This window comes from Pseudomonas sp. MF6396 (assembly GCF_002018915.1).
GTDB lineage: Bacteria > Pseudomonadota > Gammaproteobacteria > Pseudomonadales > Pseudomonadaceae > Aquipseudomonas > Aquipseudomonas palmensis.
Genome location: NZ_MVOK01000011.1, coordinates 77,492 through 94,039 on the forward strand (window position 1 = coordinate 77,492; position 16,548 = coordinate 94,039).

General features: G+C 64.1%; 16 protein-coding genes. 10 read left to right on the forward strand and 6 right to left on the reverse strand.

The window, feature by feature from the left end; translation table 11 throughout:
* Window positions 1-21: 21 nt before the first annotated feature.
* Entirely contained in the window at window positions 22-990 is a 969-nt protein-coding gene (locus MF6396_RS13390) for a flagellar protein MotY (RefSeq protein ID WP_043861972.1), read from the reverse strand.
* A gap of 131 nt (window positions 991-1,121) precedes the next feature.
* On the opposite strand from MF6396_RS13390, the gene pyrC reads away from it, so the two are divergent.
* Entirely contained in the window at window positions 1,122-2,168 is a 1,047-nt protein-coding gene (gene pyrC, locus MF6396_RS13395; protein WP_043861973.1) for a dihydroorotase, read from the forward strand.
* A 53-nt stretch (window positions 2,169-2,221) separates the two neighbouring features.
* On the forward strand, window positions 2,222-2,833 hold the full coding sequence (gene rnt / locus MF6396_RS13400) for a ribonuclease T (RefSeq protein WP_173925077.1): 612 nt from the start codon (window positions 2,222-2,224) through the stop codon (window positions 2,831-2,833).
* A 110-nt stretch (window positions 2,834-2,943) separates the two neighbouring features.
* Here the strand turns inward: rnt and MF6396_RS13405 are convergent, their stop codons facing one another.
* The gene (locus tag MF6396_RS13405) at window positions 2,944-3,546 is read right to left on the reverse strand and encodes a peroxiredoxin (RefSeq protein ID WP_043861975.1); all 603 of its coding nucleotides are present in this window, start codon (window positions 3,544-3,546) and stop codon (window positions 2,944-2,946) included.
* A 236-nt stretch (window positions 3,547-3,782) separates the two neighbouring features.
* On the opposite strand from MF6396_RS13405, the gene MF6396_RS13410 reads away from it, so the two are divergent.
* Together MF6396_RS13410 and bfr are read left to right on the forward strand one after the other, a co-directional pair.
* Window positions 3,783-4,001 (forward strand): bacterioferritin-associated ferredoxin, encoded by a 219-nt coding sequence (locus MF6396_RS13410; RefSeq protein ID WP_043861976.1) that lies wholly within the window; start codon window positions 3,783-3,785, stop codon window positions 3,999-4,001.
* A gap of 201 nt (window positions 4,002-4,202) precedes the next feature.
* Window positions 4,203-4,673, forward strand: coding sequence for a bacterioferritin (gene bfr / locus MF6396_RS13415; protein ID WP_043861977.1), 471 nt, complete (start codon window positions 4,203-4,205; stop codon window positions 4,671-4,673).
* 140 nt (window positions 4,674-4,813) lie between these two features.
* Here the strand turns inward: bfr and grxD are convergent, their stop codons facing one another.
* Window positions 4,814-5,149, reverse strand: coding sequence for a Grx4 family monothiol glutaredoxin (gene grxD, locus MF6396_RS13420; protein WP_038999109.1), 336 nt, complete (start codon window positions 5,147-5,149; stop codon window positions 4,814-4,816).
* Window positions 5,150-5,241: 92 nt separating this feature from the next.
* Complete coding sequence (locus MF6396_RS13425; RefSeq protein ID WP_078480577.1) at window positions 5,242-7,350, reverse strand: molybdopterin oxidoreductase family protein; 2,109 nt, start codon at window positions 7,348-7,350, stop codon at window positions 5,242-5,244.
* Between the two features lie 390 nt (window positions 7,351-7,740).
* On the opposite strand from MF6396_RS13425, the gene argF reads away from it, so the two are divergent.
* Entirely contained in the window at window positions 7,741-8,661 is a 921-nt protein-coding gene (argF, locus tag MF6396_RS13430) for an ornithine carbamoyltransferase (RefSeq protein WP_043861979.1), read from the forward strand.
* Window positions 8,658-9,767 (forward strand): ABC transporter ATP-binding protein, encoded by a 1,110-nt coding sequence (locus tag MF6396_RS13435; protein WP_043861980.1) that lies wholly within the window; start codon window positions 8,658-8,660, stop codon window positions 9,765-9,767. The genes argF and MF6396_RS13435 overlap by 4 nt, the downstream gene beginning before the upstream one ends.
* A gap of 82 nt (window positions 9,768-9,849) precedes the next feature.
* Here the strand turns inward: MF6396_RS13435 and MF6396_RS13440 are convergent, their stop codons facing one another.
* Together MF6396_RS13440 and ybaK are read right to left on the reverse strand one after the other, a co-directional pair.
* Entirely contained in the window at window positions 9,850-10,629 is a 780-nt protein-coding gene (locus MF6396_RS13440; protein WP_078480579.1) for a PhzF family phenazine biosynthesis protein, read from the reverse strand.
* 92 nt (window positions 10,630-10,721) lie between these two features.
* Window positions 10,722-11,192 carry a Cys-tRNA(Pro) deacylase gene (gene ybaK, locus MF6396_RS13445; RefSeq protein ID WP_043861982.1) on the reverse strand — a complete coding sequence of 157 codons (471 nt, stop codon included), beginning with the start codon at window positions 11,190-11,192 and terminating at the stop codon, window positions 10,722-10,724.
* A 302-nt stretch (window positions 11,193-11,494) separates the two neighbouring features.
* Here ybaK and MF6396_RS13450 point away from each other — a divergent pair, with 302 nt between their 5' ends.
* The 4 genes from MF6396_RS13450 to glpD all read left to right on the forward strand — a co-directional run bounded on the left by MF6396_RS13450 (window position 11,495) and on the right by glpD (window position 16,541).
* Window positions 11,495-12,346, forward strand: a complete 852-nt coding sequence (locus MF6396_RS13450; protein ID WP_078480581.1) for an MIP/aquaporin family protein — start codon at window positions 11,495-11,497, stop codon at window positions 12,344-12,346.
* Between the two features lie 66 nt (window positions 12,347-12,412).
* Window positions 12,413-13,912, forward strand: coding sequence for a glycerol kinase GlpK (glpK, locus tag MF6396_RS13455; RefSeq protein WP_043861984.1), 1,500 nt, complete (start codon window positions 12,413-12,415; stop codon window positions 13,910-13,912).
* 162 nt (window positions 13,913-14,074) lie between these two features.
* Window positions 14,075-14,830: a DeoR/GlpR family transcriptional regulator gene (locus MF6396_RS13460; RefSeq protein ID WP_078480582.1), complete on the forward strand. Its 756-nt coding sequence runs from the start codon at window positions 14,075-14,077 to the stop codon at window positions 14,828-14,830.
* A gap of 172 nt (window positions 14,831-15,002) precedes the next feature.
* The gene (glpD, locus tag MF6396_RS13465; RefSeq protein ID WP_078480583.1) at window positions 15,003-16,541 is read left to right on the forward strand and encodes a glycerol-3-phosphate dehydrogenase; all 1,539 of its coding nucleotides are present in this window, start codon (window positions 15,003-15,005) and stop codon (window positions 16,539-16,541) included.
* The last annotated feature ends 7 nt before the right edge of the window (window positions 16,542-16,548 follow it).

Sequence of the window (16,548 nt, forward strand, 5' to 3'; positions counted from 1 at the left end):
ACCGGCGGTCGCACCGTCGAATCAGGCGGCGGGTTTGCCTGCCTGGGCGGCCGGCGTCTGCGTGGGTGCCGGCGCAGGCGGGGTCGCTGCCGGTTCGGCAGGCTTGTGCGGGGCAACCTCTGCGGGCTTCTCGACCGGGGTGACGCGGTCGAGCTGGATGTTCACCCGGCGGTTGCGTGCCCGATTGGCGGCATTGGTATTGGCCGCCAGCGGATAGCGCTCGCCATGAAAGCGCACGGTGATCTGCTCTTCGGGGATGCCATGGGCCTTGAGGTAGTCCTGCACCGCCAGGGCGCGGCGACGCGAGAGGTCACGGTTGGTCAGGCGGTTGCCGCTGTTGTCGGAGTGGCCATCGAGCTCGATGTGGTTGACCGTGGGGTCGGCCTTGAGGAAGTCGATGATCACGTCCAGGCGGGCACGTGCATCGGCATCCAGATCGATACCGCCGCCCGGAAAGCCCACGCGTGCCTGGCGCACCTGGTCATAGTTCATCGGCAGCAGCTTGGCCGCACAGGCCTGGTAGTCACCGTAGGCACGGTTGAACTTCACCGGCAGCACGCGCACTTCCATGCTGCGCCCGGCTTCGCCGGTGTAGTTGCGCACCACGGTGCTGCGCCCGTCCAGCAGGCCATTGATGAGCCGGCTGGCCTGGCCCTGGGAGCTGTTGAACAGCACGCCGCTGCGCGCCATGCGCACCGCGCCCAGGTTGATGTCGCCACGCCCGGGCTGCCACGGTGCGGCGGCGGCCAGCAGGGTCGCGGAGCCGGCGCCCAGCACATTGCTGGTGGAGCGCAGCTGGAAGGTGGCCTGCTCGCCCGCGCGGCGCACGAACTCGCCGCTGCCGAAATCGGCGATCGGCTGGATCAGCCGGCATTCGAACTGATCGCCCTCGACCTTCCACTCGACGTTCTCCACGCGAGTCTGGAAGGTGAGTGCCACGGCCGGCAGGCTGGCAAACATACTGAGCAGGGCTAGGTAACGCTGGCGCACGGGCGGCTCCACAAATTTCTTACGGCATACCTGCAAGCTATCGGACGCCCTGCGCAAAACTTGATAGCGAGTGCTCGGATCGGGCTTTTCCGGTAGCATTCACCGGGAGTTCGAACCGCCTGGAATCCCCAATGTCCGACCGCCTGACCCTCCTGCGTCCCGACGACTGGCACATCCATCTTCGCGATGGCGCTGTATTGCCCCATACCGTCGGCGACGTGGCGCGCACCTTTGCCCGCGCCATCATCATGCCCAACCTGGTACCGCCGGTACGCAACACTGCCGAAGCCGACGCCTATCGCCAGCGCATCCTGGCCGCCCGCCCTGCCGGCAGCCGCTTCGAACCGCTGATGGTGCTGTACCTCACCGACCGCACCCAGCCCGAGGACATTCGCGCGGCCAAGGCCAGCGGATTCGTGCATGCCGCCAAGATGTACCCGGCCGGCGCGACCACCAACTCGGACTCCGGCGTGACCAGCGTCGACAAGATTTTCCCGGTGCTCGAAGCCATGGCCGAGGTGGGCATGCCGCTTCTGGTGCACGGCGAAGTGACCCGCCCCGAGATCGACGTGTTCGATCGCGAGAAGCTGTTCATCGACGAGCATCTGCGCCGTGTGGTCGAGCGCTTCCCCACGCTCAAAGTGGTGTTCGAGCACATCACCACTGCCGAAGCCGTGCAGTTCGTCAACGAGGCCCCGGCCAACGTCGGCGCGACCATCACCGCCCAGCACCTGCTGTACAACCGCAACCACATGCTGGTGGGCGGTATTCGCCCGCACTTCTACTGCCTGCCGATCCTCAAGCGCAACACCCACCAGGTGGCTCTGCTCGACGCAGCCACCAGCGGCAGCAGCAAGTTCTTCCTCGGCACCGATTCGGCGCCCCACGCCCAGCATGCCAAGGAAGCCGCCTGCGGCTGTGCCGGCTGCTACACCGCGTTCGCCGCCATCGAGCTGTACGCCGAGGCGTTCGAACAGCGCAACGCGCTGGACAAGCTGGAAGGTTTCGCCAGCCTGCATGGCCCGGCGTTCTACGGCCTGCCGGCGAACACCGACCACATTACCCTGGTCCGCGAAAGCTGGACCGCCCCAGGCAGCCTGCCGTTCGGCGAGCAGACTGTCATCCCGCTGCGCGCCGGTGAGCAACTGCGCTGGCGCCTGCTGGAGGAGACTGTGTGAGCGACGATTACGAAGACGACCAGGAAGGTCAAGGCGGCGGCTCGCGCCATCCGATGGCAGAGCGCTTTCGCGGCTACCTGCCGGTGGTGGTGGATGTTGAAACCGGTGGTTTCAACTGCGCTACCGATGCACTGCTGGAAATAGCCGCAGTCACCATCGGCATGGACGAAAAGGGCTTCCTGTTCCCGGAGCACACCTATTTCTTCCGCGTCGAACCCTTCGAGGGCGCCAATATCGAACAGGCGGCCCTGGACTTCACCGGCATCAAGCTCGATCACCCGCTGCGCATGGCGGTCAGCGAAGAGTCGGCGCTGACCGACATCTTCCGCGGCGTGCGCAAGGCCCTCAAGGCCAATGGCTGCAAGCGCGCGATCCTGGTGGGGCACAACAGCAGTTTCGACCTGGGCTTCCTCAACGCGGCCGTGGCGCGCCACGACATGAAGCGCAACCCCTTCCACCCGTTCTCCAGCTTCGACACCGCCACCCTGGCTGGCCTGGCCTATGGTCAGACCGTGCTGGCGCGGGCCTGCCAGAGTGCCGACATCGACTTTGACGGGCGGGAGGCACACTCGGCGCGCTACGACACCGAGAAGACGGCCGAGCTGTTCTGCGGCATCGTCAATCGCTGGAAGGAAATGGGCGGCTGGCAGGACTTTCGCGACTGACCGCTTCGCCGGCCGGCGCCTGCAGACGCCACGCGACGCAGGAGCCAGCCTTGCTGGCGAACAGGCATAAAAAAACCGGCCACCAGGGCCGGTTTTTTCATGCGTGGCGCTTACAGCTTGCCAGCATTCTCGCTCAGGTAGGCAGCAACGCCTTCTGGCGAAGCGGTCATGCCCTTGTCGCCTTTTTTCCAGTTGGCAGGGCAGACTTCGCCGTGCTCTTCGTGGAATTGCAGCGCGTCGACCAGACGGATCAGCTCTTCCATGTTGCGGCCCAACGGCAGGTCGTTGACGATCTGCGAACGGACAACACCCTTGTCATCGATCAGGAACGCGCCACGGAAGGCCACGCCGCCTTCGGACTCGACGTCGTAGGCCTGGGCGATTTCGTGCTTGAGGTCGGCAGCCATGATGTATTTGACCGGGCCGATACCGCCGGCGTTGATCGGGGTGTTGCGCCAGGCGTTGTGGGTGAAGTGCGAGTCGATCGAAACGGCGATCACTTCAACGTTGCGCGCCTTGAAGTCGTCCATGCGGTGATCCAGGGCGATCAGCTCGGACGGGCAGACGAAGGTGAAGTCCAGTGGGTAGAAGAACACCAGGCCGTACTTGCCCTTGATAGCCGAAGCCAGGTTGAAGCTGTCGACGATCTCGCCGTTGCCCAGTACTGCAGGTACGGTGAAGTCCGGGGCGTTTTTGCCTACGAGCACGCTCATTCGATATCTCCTGATGGTATTGAATGGTTTGCGCAGCCGACCCGCAGGTCCGCTGGCATGACACAAGAACTGACCATCATACACCGACCGACGCCGTGCGCCGAGCGAATGCCAGCCCACTGCCAGACTGACCGCCGGTCGCTCTGGAACGGGCCTCTGCACAAGGTACTTTGACAAGCATTCTCATTAGCATTAAGCTCCCCGACATCAAGCCTTTACCAGCGATGGTCTCCCTTATGTATGTGTGTCTTTGTGTTGGTGTTACCGACGGACAGATCCGCGATGCGATTTACGAAGGATGCTGCAGCTACAAGGAAGTCCGTGCCGCCACCAACGTGGGCACCCAGTGCGGCAAATGTGCCTGCCTGGCCAAGGAAGTGGTACGTGAAACCCTGACCAAACTGCAGGTCAGCCAGGCCGCCCTGCCTTATCCGGTAGAATTTACCGCAGCCTGAAAACAGCGAATTTGAAGAACCGGACCTCGTGTCCGGTTTTTTTATGCCTGCAATTCAAGTAGTTAGGCTTAAAACGCGGAACACAAACATTCTTATTCCGATTAATTTTCATTTATTATTCAATAACTTAGGTTTGACACTGGAAGTTGTCGGGCTCAGACTCGTGCTTATCGACACACTTACGCAGGGCAGGACCCCATCATGAAAGGCGACGTTAGCGTCATCCAGCATCTCAACAAGATCCTCGGAAACGAGCTGGTCGCAATCAACCAATACTTCCTGCATGCGCGCATGTACGAAGACTGGGGTCTGGAAAAGCTCGGCAAGCACGAATACAAAGAATCCATCGACGAGATGAAACACGCTGACAAACTGATCAAGCGCATCCTGTTTCTCGAAGGTATTCCCAACGTCCAGGACCTGGGCAAGCTGCTGATTGGCGAACACACCAAGGAAATGCTTGAGTGCGACCTGCGCCTGGAGCAGAAAGGCCTGATCGACCTGAAGGCGGCGATTGCGCATTGCGAGACCGTGGGCGACTTCGGCAGCCGCGAACTGCTCGAAGACATCCTCGAGGCCGAGGAAGAGCATATCGACTGGCTGGAAACCCAGTTGAGCCTGATCGACAAGGTCAGCCTGGAAAACTACCTGCAGTCGCAGATGGGCGAGTAATCACGCCCAACCGGCTGCAACCAAAGCCCCGCCTGCGCGGGGCTTTTTTTCGCCTGGGGTAACCGGCCTTGCCGGCCACCGGGCCCAGGCAGGCACAAAAAAGCCCCGCAGATGCGGGGCTCTTCAGTGCAGAACCGGATTCAGGCCTTGGCCGCCTCGGCCTTGGCAGCGGCGTCCTTGATCAGGGTCTGCAGCTCGCCGTTGGCAAACATCTCGGCCATGATATCGCTGCCGCCGACCAGCTCACCGCCCACCCACAGTTGCGGGAAGGTCGGCCAGTTGGCGTACTTGGGCAGGTTGGCGCGGATTTCCGGGTTCTGCAGGATATCCACGTAAGCGAACTTCTCGCCACAACCCATCACGGCTTGCGCCGCCTTGGCCGAAAAGCCGCACTGCGGGGCATTCGGCGAGCCTTTCATGTAAAGCAGAATGGTGTTGTTGGCAATCTGCTCTTTGATTGTTTCGATAATATCCATGAAGCACCTCGCGGCTGAACTTTCCGACCTGGTTGTCGGCACGGTGACGCATTGTATCGGAAAGCCGAGCGTGACGCTCGGCCTTGCCGATATCAGGCCGCAACCACCTCTACCACCACCCCGTTGAGCGCCGCATTGCCCGATACCGCGTCGCGCTGACGCTCGTCGGTCAGATCGTTGGCACTGGCCCCTGCTTGCGCCTGAGCGATGCCCAGGCGCATGCCTGGCCGCCCGTGGCCGAAGCCGTGTGGCAGGCTGACCACGCCGGGCATCATATCGGTGCTGGCGAGCACCTCCACCTCGATGCTGCCCACGCGCGAGCTGACGCGCACCCGCTGGCCGTCCTGCAACTGCCGGCCGGCCAGGTCGTCGGGATGCATCAGCAACTGGTGGCGCGGCTTGCCCTTCACCAGGCGATGGTAGTTGTGCATCCAGGAGTTGTTGCTGCGCACATGCCGACGCCCGATCAGCACCAGTTGCGTGGCGTGGGGCAAAGCTTGCGCGGCGAAGCGCTGAAGGTCGGCCAGGATCACCCCGGGCGCGGCCTCGACACACTGGCTGGCAGTTTTCAGCCGTGCACCGAGGTTGGGCTGCAACGGCCCCAGGTCGATACCGTGGGGATAGCGCTCGAGGGTGTGCAGCGACAGGTCGAACGCGCTGCCCTGGCCATGGGGCCCGCCGCGCAAGCCCAGGTCGATCATCTGCGCGGGTGTCAGAGTCGGTTTGAGCGGCTTGTCGGCCAGTACCGCGAAGGCCTTGGCCAGGCCGACGAAGATCTCCCAGTCGTGCAGCGCGCCTTCGGGCTTGGGCAGGATCGCCCGGTTGAAGCGGCTGACGTTGCGCACCGCCAGCAGGTTGAAGGTGGTGTCGTAGTGATCGTTCTCCAGCGCCGAGGTGGACGGCAGGATCAGGTCGGCATGGCGCGTGGTCTCGTTGATGTACAGGTCGATGCTGAGCATGAACTCAAGCCCTTGCAGCGCCTGCTCCAGCTGCCGCCCATTGGGCGTGGAGAGCACCGGGTTGCCGGCCACGGTGACGAGTGCGCGCACCTGCCCTTCGCCCTCGCACAGCATCTCTTCGGCCAGTGCCGCCACCGGCAGCTCGCCTGCGTACTCGGGCAGGCCCGACACACGGCTCTGCCAGGCGTTGAAATGCCCGCCGCTGGTACTGGCCACCAGGTCCACTGCCGGCTGGGTGCACAAGGCGCCGCCGACCCGATCCAGATTGCCACTGACCAGGTTGATCATCTGCACCAGCCAATGGCACAGGGTGCCGAAAGCCTGGGTCGAGATGCCCATGCGCCCATAGCACACGGCCTTGTCGGCGGCGGCGAAGTCGCGGGCCAACTGGCGGATCTGCGCGGCCTCGATACCACAGCGCGGGCCCATGGCTTCGGCTGTGAACGGCGCGATTGCCTCGCGCACCGCGTCCAGCCCGGCCACCGGCAGGTGCGTGGTACGGCTCAGGCCTTCCTCGAACAGGGTGTTGAGCAGCCCGCACAGCAGCGCCGCATCAGCGCCTGGGCGCACGAACAGGTGTTGGTCGGCCATGGCCGCGGTCTCGCTGCGCCGCGGGTCGACCACCACCAGCTTGCCGCCCCGTGCCTGCAGGGCCTTGAGGCGCTTTTCGACATCGGGCACGGTCATGATGCTGCCGTTGGAAGCCAAGGGGTTGCCGCCCAGAATCAGCATGAAGTCGGTATGGTCGATGTCCGCAATCGGTAACAGCAGGCCATGGCCGTACATCAGGTAGCTGGTCAGTTGCTGCGGCAACTGGTCGACCGAGGTCGCGGAAAAGCGGTTGCGCGTCTTGAGCAGGCCCAGGAAATAGTTGCTGTGGGTCATCAGGCCGTAGTTGTGCACGCTGGGGTTGCCCTGGTACACCGCCACCGCGTTCTGACCATGGCGCTGCTGCAGGGCCCAGAGCTTCCGGGCGGCCAGCGCGAACGCCTCGTCCCAGCCGATGGCCTGCCATTGCTCGCCGATGCGGCGCATGGGAGTACGCAGGCGGTCCGGATCGTTCTGGATGTCCTGCAACGCAACGGCCTTGGGACAGATATGGCCACGGCTGAAGGTGTCCAGCGCATCGCCCTTGATCGACGTGATGCGCGGCGCCTGCCCAGGCTCATGGGCCACTTCCAGGGTCAGGCCGCAGATGGCTTCGCACAGATGACAGGCACGGTGATGCACGCTTTTGCTCATGGCCGCCTCTTGTTGTAGGTCTGATTAGCGACCTCGACTATGGCCCTGCCCCGCCCCCCTCGCCAGTGACGTTCGTGGCGTGAATCGCCCGGCATCAGGCAAGGCGATGGTCGCGGCGCGCTGGCACCTGTACCGCGCATGCGTTGCAAAGGCCTCGGCGGGCAGTGTACAAAGCCTGTCCGGCCCAATAAAAAGCGTCACCCAACGGCTTGCAACACATTCGGCAACGTCGAGTTCGCAGCCCCCACTTGGTAAGACGCGACATTTAATTATAGTATTGCGCCTTTCCCTATTTCGTCGCCCCGTGCGGCTTTCGCCGCAGGTCACTTCCGTTGTTTTCGAAAACCGGCTTTTGATGATCTGCGGTCTGTTGCAAAAAGGTAGTCAATGATGAGCGCTAGGCACTTTCTCTCCCTGATGGATTTCACCGCCGAAGAACTGGTCAGTGTGATCCGCCGAGGGATCGAGCTGAAGGACCTGCGTAACCGCGGCGTACTCTTCGAACCCCTGAAAAACCGCGTGCTGGGCATGATTTTCGAAAAGTCGTCCACGCGTACCCGGCTGTCGTTCGAAGCCGGCATGATCCAGCTCGGTGGCCAGGCCATCTTCCTGTCGCCACGCGACACCCAGCTGGGCCGTGGCGAGCCGATCGGTGACTGCGCCATCGTCATGTCGCGCATGCTCGACGCGGTGATGATCCGTACATTTGCCCACAGCACGCTCACCGAGTTCGCCGCCAATTCGCGGGTACCGGTGATCAACGGCCTGTCCGACGACCTGCACCCGTGCCAGCTGCTGGCCGACATGCAGACCTTCCTCGAACACCGCGGCTCGATTCAGGGCAAGACCGTGGCCTGGGTGGGCGATGGCAACAACATGTGCAACAGCTATATAGAAGCGGCCATCCAGTTCGACTTCCAGCTGCGCATCGCCTGCCCTGAGGGCTATGAGCCCAACCCGGCGTTCGTGGCCCAGGCCGGCGAGCGCGTGCAGATCGTGCGCGACCCCAAGGACGCCGTGCGCGGTGCACACCTGGTGAGCACCGATGTCTGGACTTCCATGGGCCAGGAGGAGGAAACTGCACGGCGCCTGGCGCTGTTTGCGCCTTACCAGGTCAACCGCGAACTGCTCGACCTGGCGGCTGCGGATGCCCTGTTCATGCACTGCCTGCCCGCCCACCGTGGCGAGGAAATCAGCCTGGACCTGCTCGACGACCCCCGTTCGGTCGCCTGGGACCAGGCCGAAAACCGCTTGCATGCACAGAAGGCGCTTCTCGAATATCTTGTCGAACCGGCCTATCACCACGCATGAGTCAACCTCTACTGCTTAACCTGCGCGACCTCGCCTGCGGCTATGGCGAGCAGCGCATCGTCCAGAACCTCAACCTGCACCTCAACGCCGGCGACATCGGTTGCCTGCTGGGTTCCTCGGGGTGCGGCAAGACCACCACGCTGCGCGCCATCGCCGGTTTCGAGCCGGTGCACGAGGGCGAGATCAGCCTGGCGGGCGAAGTCATCTCCAAGGCCGGCTTCACCCTGGCCCCGGAGAAGCGCCGCATCGGCATGGTGTTTCAGGACTACGCGCTGTTCCCGCACCTGACCGTGGCCGAGAACATCGCGTTCGGCATCGGCAAGCACCCGCGCCAGCGCCAGGTGGTCGATGAAATGCTCGAGCTGGTGAAGCTGGACAAGCTTGGCGGGCGCTACCCGCACGAGCTGTCCGGCGGCCAGCAACAGCGTGTGGCCCTGGCCCGTGCCCTGGCACCCGAGCCGCAACTGCTGCTGCTGGACGAGCCGTTCTCCAACCTCGACGTGGAACTGCGCCGACGCCTCAGTCATGAGGTGCGTGACATCCTCAAGAGTCGCGGCACGAGCGCGATCCTGGTCACCCATGACCAGGAAGAGGCCTTTGCCGTCAGCGACCATGTGGGCGTGTTCAAGGAAGGCCGCCTGGAGCAGTGGGACACCCCGTACAACCTCTACCACGAACCGTTCACACCGTTCGTGGCCAGCTTTATCGGCCAGGGCTATTTCATCCGTGGCCAGCTGACCAGCCCCGAATCGGTGCAGACCGAACTGGGCGAGCTGCGCGGCAATCGGGCCTACACCCTGCCCCAGGGCAGCGCGGTGGATGTGCTGCTGCGCCCGGACGACATCGTGCATGCGCCCCACAGTGCCTTGAAGGCAAGCATCGTCGGCAAGAGCTTCCTCGGTGCGTCCACCCTGTACCGCCTGCAACTGGGTACCGGCAGCCAGCTCGAAGCGATCTTCCCGAGCCATATCGACCATCAGGTCGGCGGCGAGGTGGGCATTGAAGTGGCGGCGGACCACCTGGTGCTGTTCCCGGTGGCCGGCACGGTGCCGGCACAACTGCCGGTGGCGGAGAACGGCGTGCGACGCTACAGCGCGGCGCTCTGATAACGCTTCGCCAGCAAGGCTGGCTCCTACAGGAAATTGCCTGGCCTACTGTAGGAGCCAGCCTTGCTGGCGAAAAGGGCCGCTAGAGGAACAACGTCCCGCTCGCCACCCGCGTCGCATACCCGCCAATCTTCACCCGCGCCCCCTCCAGGCGGCAGAACAGCTCCCCGCCCCGCGCGGAACACTGCACCGCGTGCAGCTCATCCTTGCCCAGGCGCTGCGCCCAGTAAGGGATCAGCGAGCAGTGCGTGGAGCCGGTCACCGGGTCTTCAGGGATACCGATCCCCGGCGCAAAATAGCGCGACACAAAATCATGCTCGCGCCCTGGCGCCGTGACAATCACGCCCAGCCCCGGCAACGGCACCAGCGCCGCCATGTCAGGGCGACAATCCCGCACCGCCTGTTCGCTTTCGAGCACCACGAACAGTTCATTGGTCTGCCACACCTCGACCACCGGGCACCCCAGCGCCTGCGCCACCGGCGGCAGCTCGGCCAGCGGCTGCGGGTCGTAGCGCGGGAAGTCCAGCACCAGGCGCCCCGCCTCGCGGCTCACGGTCAGCGGCCCCGAACGGCTGTCGAACGCCAGGCGCTCGGCATCTTCCCCATACACCTCGAACAGCACATGCGCGCTGGCCAGGGTCGCATGCCCGCACAGCGGCACTTCGGTGGAGGGCGTGAACCAGCGGATGCGCCAGCGCTGCGCCTCGCGCACGACGAATGCGGTTTCGGCCAGGTTGTGCTCGGCCGCAATCTTTTGCATCAGTTCATCGGACAGCCATTGCTCCAGGCGATACACCATCGCCGGGTTGCCGCTGAAGGGTTGGGAACTGAAGGCATCGACCTGGTGAAATTCAAGCTGCATGGGTTGGCTCCTGCATGGGAAGGCAGCGAGCATGCCTGCCCGGGCGCTCGCGCTTCCATATACAGAATGGCCGGATTTGGAGGATACAGATGCTACTCGCGGCCGATCGCCGCAAAGCTGCCCCGGGTGTGCTCGGCCAGCACCGCCGCCGCCAGTTCCACCTCCAGCCCGCGCCGCCCGGCGCTGACATGAATGGTTTCGAACTGCTGCGCCGAAGCATCGATGAAGGTGCGCAGGCGCTTCTTCTGCCCCAGTGGACTGATCCCGCCCACCAGGTACCCGGTGGAACGCTGTGCGGCCATCGGGTCGGCCATTTCGCACTTCTTTGCGCCCGCCGCATGGGCCAGGGCCTTGAGGTCCAGGCTGCCCACCACCGGCACCACCGCCACCAGCAACTCGCCCTTCTCGGTGCTGGCCAGCAGCGTCTTGAACACCCGCGCTGGCTCAAGATTGAGCTTCTCGGCGGCTTCCAGGCCGTAGGAAGCCGCCTTGGGGTCGTGTTCATAACTGTGGATGCGGTGTTCGGCGCGGGCTTTCTTGAGCAAATCCAGGGCGGGGGTCATGCAGGGCTCCAGGCAGGGTGATCGGTCTCCAGTCGCTGGCTACTTTAGGGCAAAACGCCGGAGCCAACCATTACCCGCCCGGTTGCCACCGACTCCACCTGAGCCACCGGCAGTCAGAATATGAATGGCAGTTCACTTTCGACCTTTGACATCAGCGTTTCTTGTCTATATTTTTTCGATTCTGAATATCGAACTGCCCCAATACCGTGCAGTTCTGCCGTCAACCCGACCAGAATGGGGATTCTGCTCGGGTTTTTGTCGAGCGCACACGCGCCTCACAACAACAAGAACCGAGGTCACGAATGACGACTGCTCTACGACAACCAACGCTGTCTGCCCAATGCATGGCCGAATTCCTCGGCACCGCATTGCTCATCTTTTTCGGTACCGGCTGCGTCGCGGCACTCAAGGTCGCGGGCGCCAGCTTCGGCCTGTGGGAAATCAGCATCATCTGGGGCGTGGGGGTCAGCATGGCGATCTACTTCACCGCCGGGGTGTCGGGTGCGCACCTGAACCCGGCCGTGAGCATCGCCCTGAGCCTGTTCAGCGGCTTCGAAAAGCGCAAGCTGCCGTTCTACATCGTCGCCCAGGTGGCCGGTGCCTTCTGCGGCGCGGCGCTGGTGTACACCCTGTACAGCAACCTGTTCTTCGATTACGAACAGACCCACGCCATGGTGCGCGGCAGCACCGCCAGCCTGGAGCTGGCCTCGGTGTTCTCCACCTATCCGCACCCGTTGCTGTCCACCGGCCCGGCATTTCTGGTGGAGGCCGTGATCACGGCCATCCTGATGGCGGTGATCATGGCCCTTGCCGACGACAGCAACGGCCTGCCCCGCGGCGCACTGGCACCACTGCTGATCGGCCTGCTGATCGCGGTGATCGGCAGTGCCATGGGCCCGCTGACCGGCTTTGCGATGAACCCGGCGCGCGACTTCGGCCCCAAGCTCATGACCTTCCTGGCCGGCTGGGGCAACGTGGCCTTTACTGGCGCACGTGACATTCCCTATTTCCTGGTTCCCATCATTGCGCCGATCATAGGTGCAAGCGTGGGTGCCGCCCTGTATCGCGGCGTGATCGCGCGCAACCTGCCCACGGCAGACGGCGCGAACGCCCAGACCGACGACAACGCTCGGGGCAAGACCCAGGCCTCCTGATGCCGAACCGGCGAGCCAGGCTCGCCCTGCCCCGACTTCCACCTTTTCGAGTGCAAGGCCCACACCATGACCGACACCCCGAACAAGCACTACATCATTGCCCTGGACCAGGGCACGACCAGTTCACGCGCGATCATCTTCGACCGTGACGCCAACGTGGTCGGCACCTCGCAGCGCGAGTTCGCCCAGCATTACCCACAGGCCGGCTGGGTCGAGCACGACCCGATGGAGATCTTCGCCACCCAGAGCGCGACCATGGTCGAAGCACTGGCCCAGGCGGGCCTGAGCCACGACCAGGTGGCGGCCATCGGCATCACCAACCAGCGCGAGACCACCGTGGTGTGGGACCGCGAAACCGGTCGCCCGGTGTACAACGCCATCGTCTGGCAGTGCCGACGCAGCACCGAGATCTGCGAGCAGCTCAAGCGTGACGGCCACGCGGACTACATTCGCGAAACCACCGGCCTGGTCACCGACCCGTACTTCTCGGGCACCAAGCTCAAGTGGATCCTGGACAACGTCGACGGCGTGCGTGAACGCGCCGAACGCGGCGAGCTGCTGTTCGGCACCGTGGATACCTGGCTGATCTGGAAGTTCTCCGGCGGCAAGGTGCATGTCACCGACTACACCAACGCCTCGCGCACCCTGATGTTCAACATCCACACCCTGGAATGGGACGAGAAGATGCTGCAGGTGCTGGGCATCCCGAAGCAGATGCTGCCCCAGGTACGCTCGTCGTCAGAGGTGTACGGCCACACCAAGAGCGGCATCGCCATTGCCGGCATCGCCGGCGACCAGCAGGCTGCGCTGTTCGGCCAGATGTGCGTGGAGCCGGGCCAGGCCAAGAACACCTATGGCACCGGCTGCTTCCTGCTGATGAACACCGGCGACAAGGCCGTGCAGTCGTCCCATGGCCTGCTCACCACCATTGCCTGCGGCCCGCGCGGCGAAGTGGCCTATGCCCTGGAAGGCGCGGTGTTCAACGGCGGCTCGACCGTGCAGTGGCTGCGTGACGAGCTGAAGATCGTCAACGACGCCCACGACACCGAGTACTTCGCCAGCAAGGTCAAGGACAGCAACGGCGTGTACCTGGTGCCGGCATTCACCGGCCTGGGTGCGCCGTACTGGGACCCGTACGCGCGCGGCGCCCTGTTCGGCCTGACCCGCGGGGTCAAGGTCGACCACATCATCCGCGCCGCGCTGGAGTCGATCGCCTATCAGACCCGCGACGTGCTCGACGCCATGCAGCAGGATTGCGGCGAGCGCCTGAGCGCACTGCGGGTGGACGGTGGCGCGGTGGCCAACAACTTCCTGATGCAGTTCCAGGCCGACATTCTCGGCACCTGCGTGGAACGCCCGCAGATGCGCGAAACCACTGCGCTCGGCGCCGCCTACCTGGCCGGCCTGGCATGTGGCTTCTGGAGCGGGCTGGACGAGCTGCGCGGCAAGGCCATCATCGAGCGCGAGTTCACTCCGCAGTTGGAGGAGGCGCAGAAAGAGAAGCTGTACGCCGGCTGGCTGAAGGCAGTGGACCGTACCCGCGACTGGGAACCGCACGAGGAATAAAACCTGCGCAGGCTTCTTCGCCAGCAAGGCTGACTCCTACACTGTAGGCGCCAGCCTTGCTGGCGAGGCGCCCACAGGATCGTTTCAGCCAGCCCCGCGCTGGCCCCCGCCCCCATCCTGCGGCATCATGCAGATTTGCCCGGCAGCCCAAAAGGACCGCCCATGAATCTGCCCCCTCGCCAACAACAAATTCTCGAGCTGGTCCGCGAACGCGGCTATGTCAGTATCGAGGAAATGGCGCAGCTGTTCGTTGTAACCCCGCAAACCATCCGCCGTGACATCAACCAGCTGGCCGAAGTGAACCTGCTGCGCCGCTATCACGGTGGCGCGGCCTATGACTCGAGCATCGAGAACACCGCCTACGCCATGCGTGCCGACCAGATGCGCGACGAAAAGCAGCGTATCGCCGAAGCCATCGCCGCGCAGATCCCCGATCACGCCTCGCTGTTCATCAACATCGGCACCACCACCGAGTCCATCGCCCGCGCCCTGCTCAACCACAACCACCTGAAGATCATCACCAACAACCTGCATGTGGCCTCCATCCTCAGCGCCAAGGACGATTTCGAAGTACTGCTGGCCGGCGGCAACGTGCGCCGCGACGGCGGTGTGGTCGGCCAGGCCAGCGTCGACTTCATCAACCAGTTCAAGGTCGACTTCGCCCTGGTCGGCATCAGCGGCATCGATGAAGACGGCAGCCTGCTCGACTTCGATTACCAGGAAGTGCGCGTGTCCCAGGCCATCATCGCCAATGCGCGCCAGGTGATCCTCGCCGCCGACTCCAGCAAGTTCGGGCGCAACGCCATGGTGCGCCTGGGCTCGATCAGCCTGATCGACTGCCTGGTGACCGACCAGCCCCCCGTCGCCGCCCTCGCCCAGATGCTCAACCAGCACAAGATCCGCCTGGACGTGGTGTAGCGCCATCGCGGCCCTCGCAACGGGGGCCGCTCGAATGTTCATAATTTTTCATTTATTTGTCATCCGATCAGTATTTTCTATTGAAAGCGACTGGCGGGCGCCATTTTGTTGCGCTACCATTTTCGCAAACGAACATTAATGTTCATATTCGATAGAAACCAGAGGCCGTCTCGTGTCCCAGTCCAGCTCGCCATCGCCCGCCCTTGCCGAAATCTACGACGTTGCCGTGATCGGTGGCGGCATCAACGGCGTCGGTATCGCCACCGATGCCGCCGGGCGCGGCCTGTCGGTACTGCTCTGCGAAAAGGATGACCTGGCCAGCCATACGTCCTCGGCCAGCAGCAAGCTGATCCACGGTGGCCTGCGCTATCTGGAGCACTACGAGTTCCGCCTGGTGCGCGAAGCGCTGGCAGAACGCGAAGTGCTGCTGGCCAAGGCGCCGCATATCGTCAAGCCGATGCGCTTCGTGCTGCCGCACCAGCCGCACCTGCGTCCAGCCTGGATGATCCGCGCCGGCCTGTTCCTGTATGACCATCTGGGCAAGCGCAAGCAGCTGGGCGCCTCGCGCAGCCTGCGTTTCGGCCCGGGCAACCCGCTCAAGCCGGCCATCACCCGCGGTTTCGAATACGCCGACTGCGCAGTGGACGACGCCCGTCTGGTGGTGCTCAACGCTATGGCCGCGCGTGAGTTGGGTGCGCACATCCTCACCCGTACCCGCTGCGTCAGCGCACGGCGCGTGGGCAAGCTGTGGAACGTGCAGCTCGAACGCCCCGACGGCAGCCAGCAGACCATCCAGGCCCGCGCCCTGGTGAACGCGGCCGGCCCGTGGGTGGCCAGGTTCATCAAGGACGACCTCAAGCTGGAGGCGCCCTACGGCATTCGCCTGATTCAGGGCAGCCACCTGATCGTGCCCCGGCTGTACGAGGGCGAGCATGCCTACATCCTGCAGAACGAAGACCAGCGCATCGTGTTCGCCATCCCGTACCTGGAGCGCTTCACCCTGATCGGCACCACCGACCGCGAGTACAGCGGCGACCCGGCCCAGGTGAGCATCACCGAGGCCGAGACCGACTACCTGCTCAAGGTTGTGAACGCGCACTTCAACCACCAGCTGGGCCGCGCCGACATCCTCAGCACCTATTCCGGTGTGCGCCCGTTGTGCAACGACGAGTCGGACAACCCCTCGGCGGTCACCCGCGACTACACCCTGGCCCTGTCGGCGTCTGCCGGCGAAGCGCCGCTGCTGTCGGTGTTCGGCGGCAAGCTGACCACCTACCGCAAGCTGGCCGAATCGGCCATGGCCGAGCTGGCGCCGTACTTCACCCAGATGACCGGTAGCTGGACCGCCACCTCCAGCCTGCCGGGCGGTGAACAGATGACCACGCCGCAGGCGCTGTGCGACGAGATTCTCGCGCGCTTCGGCTGGCTGCCAGCGGATATCGCCAAGCGCTGGGCGCTGACCTACGGCACCCGCGTATGGCGCCTGCTCGAGGGCGTCCAGGGCCCGGACGACCTGGGCGATGCGATTGGTGGCGGGTTGTTCACCCGCGAGGTGGATTACCTGTGCAACGAGGAATGGGCGGTCAGCGCCGACGATATCCTGCTGCGGCGCACCAAGCTGGGGCTATTCACCAGCCCGGCCGAACAACAGGCTCTGCGGGTTTACCTGCAACGGGTAGAACTGAGCCGCGGGCGTATTCAGGCGGCCTGACACCGCC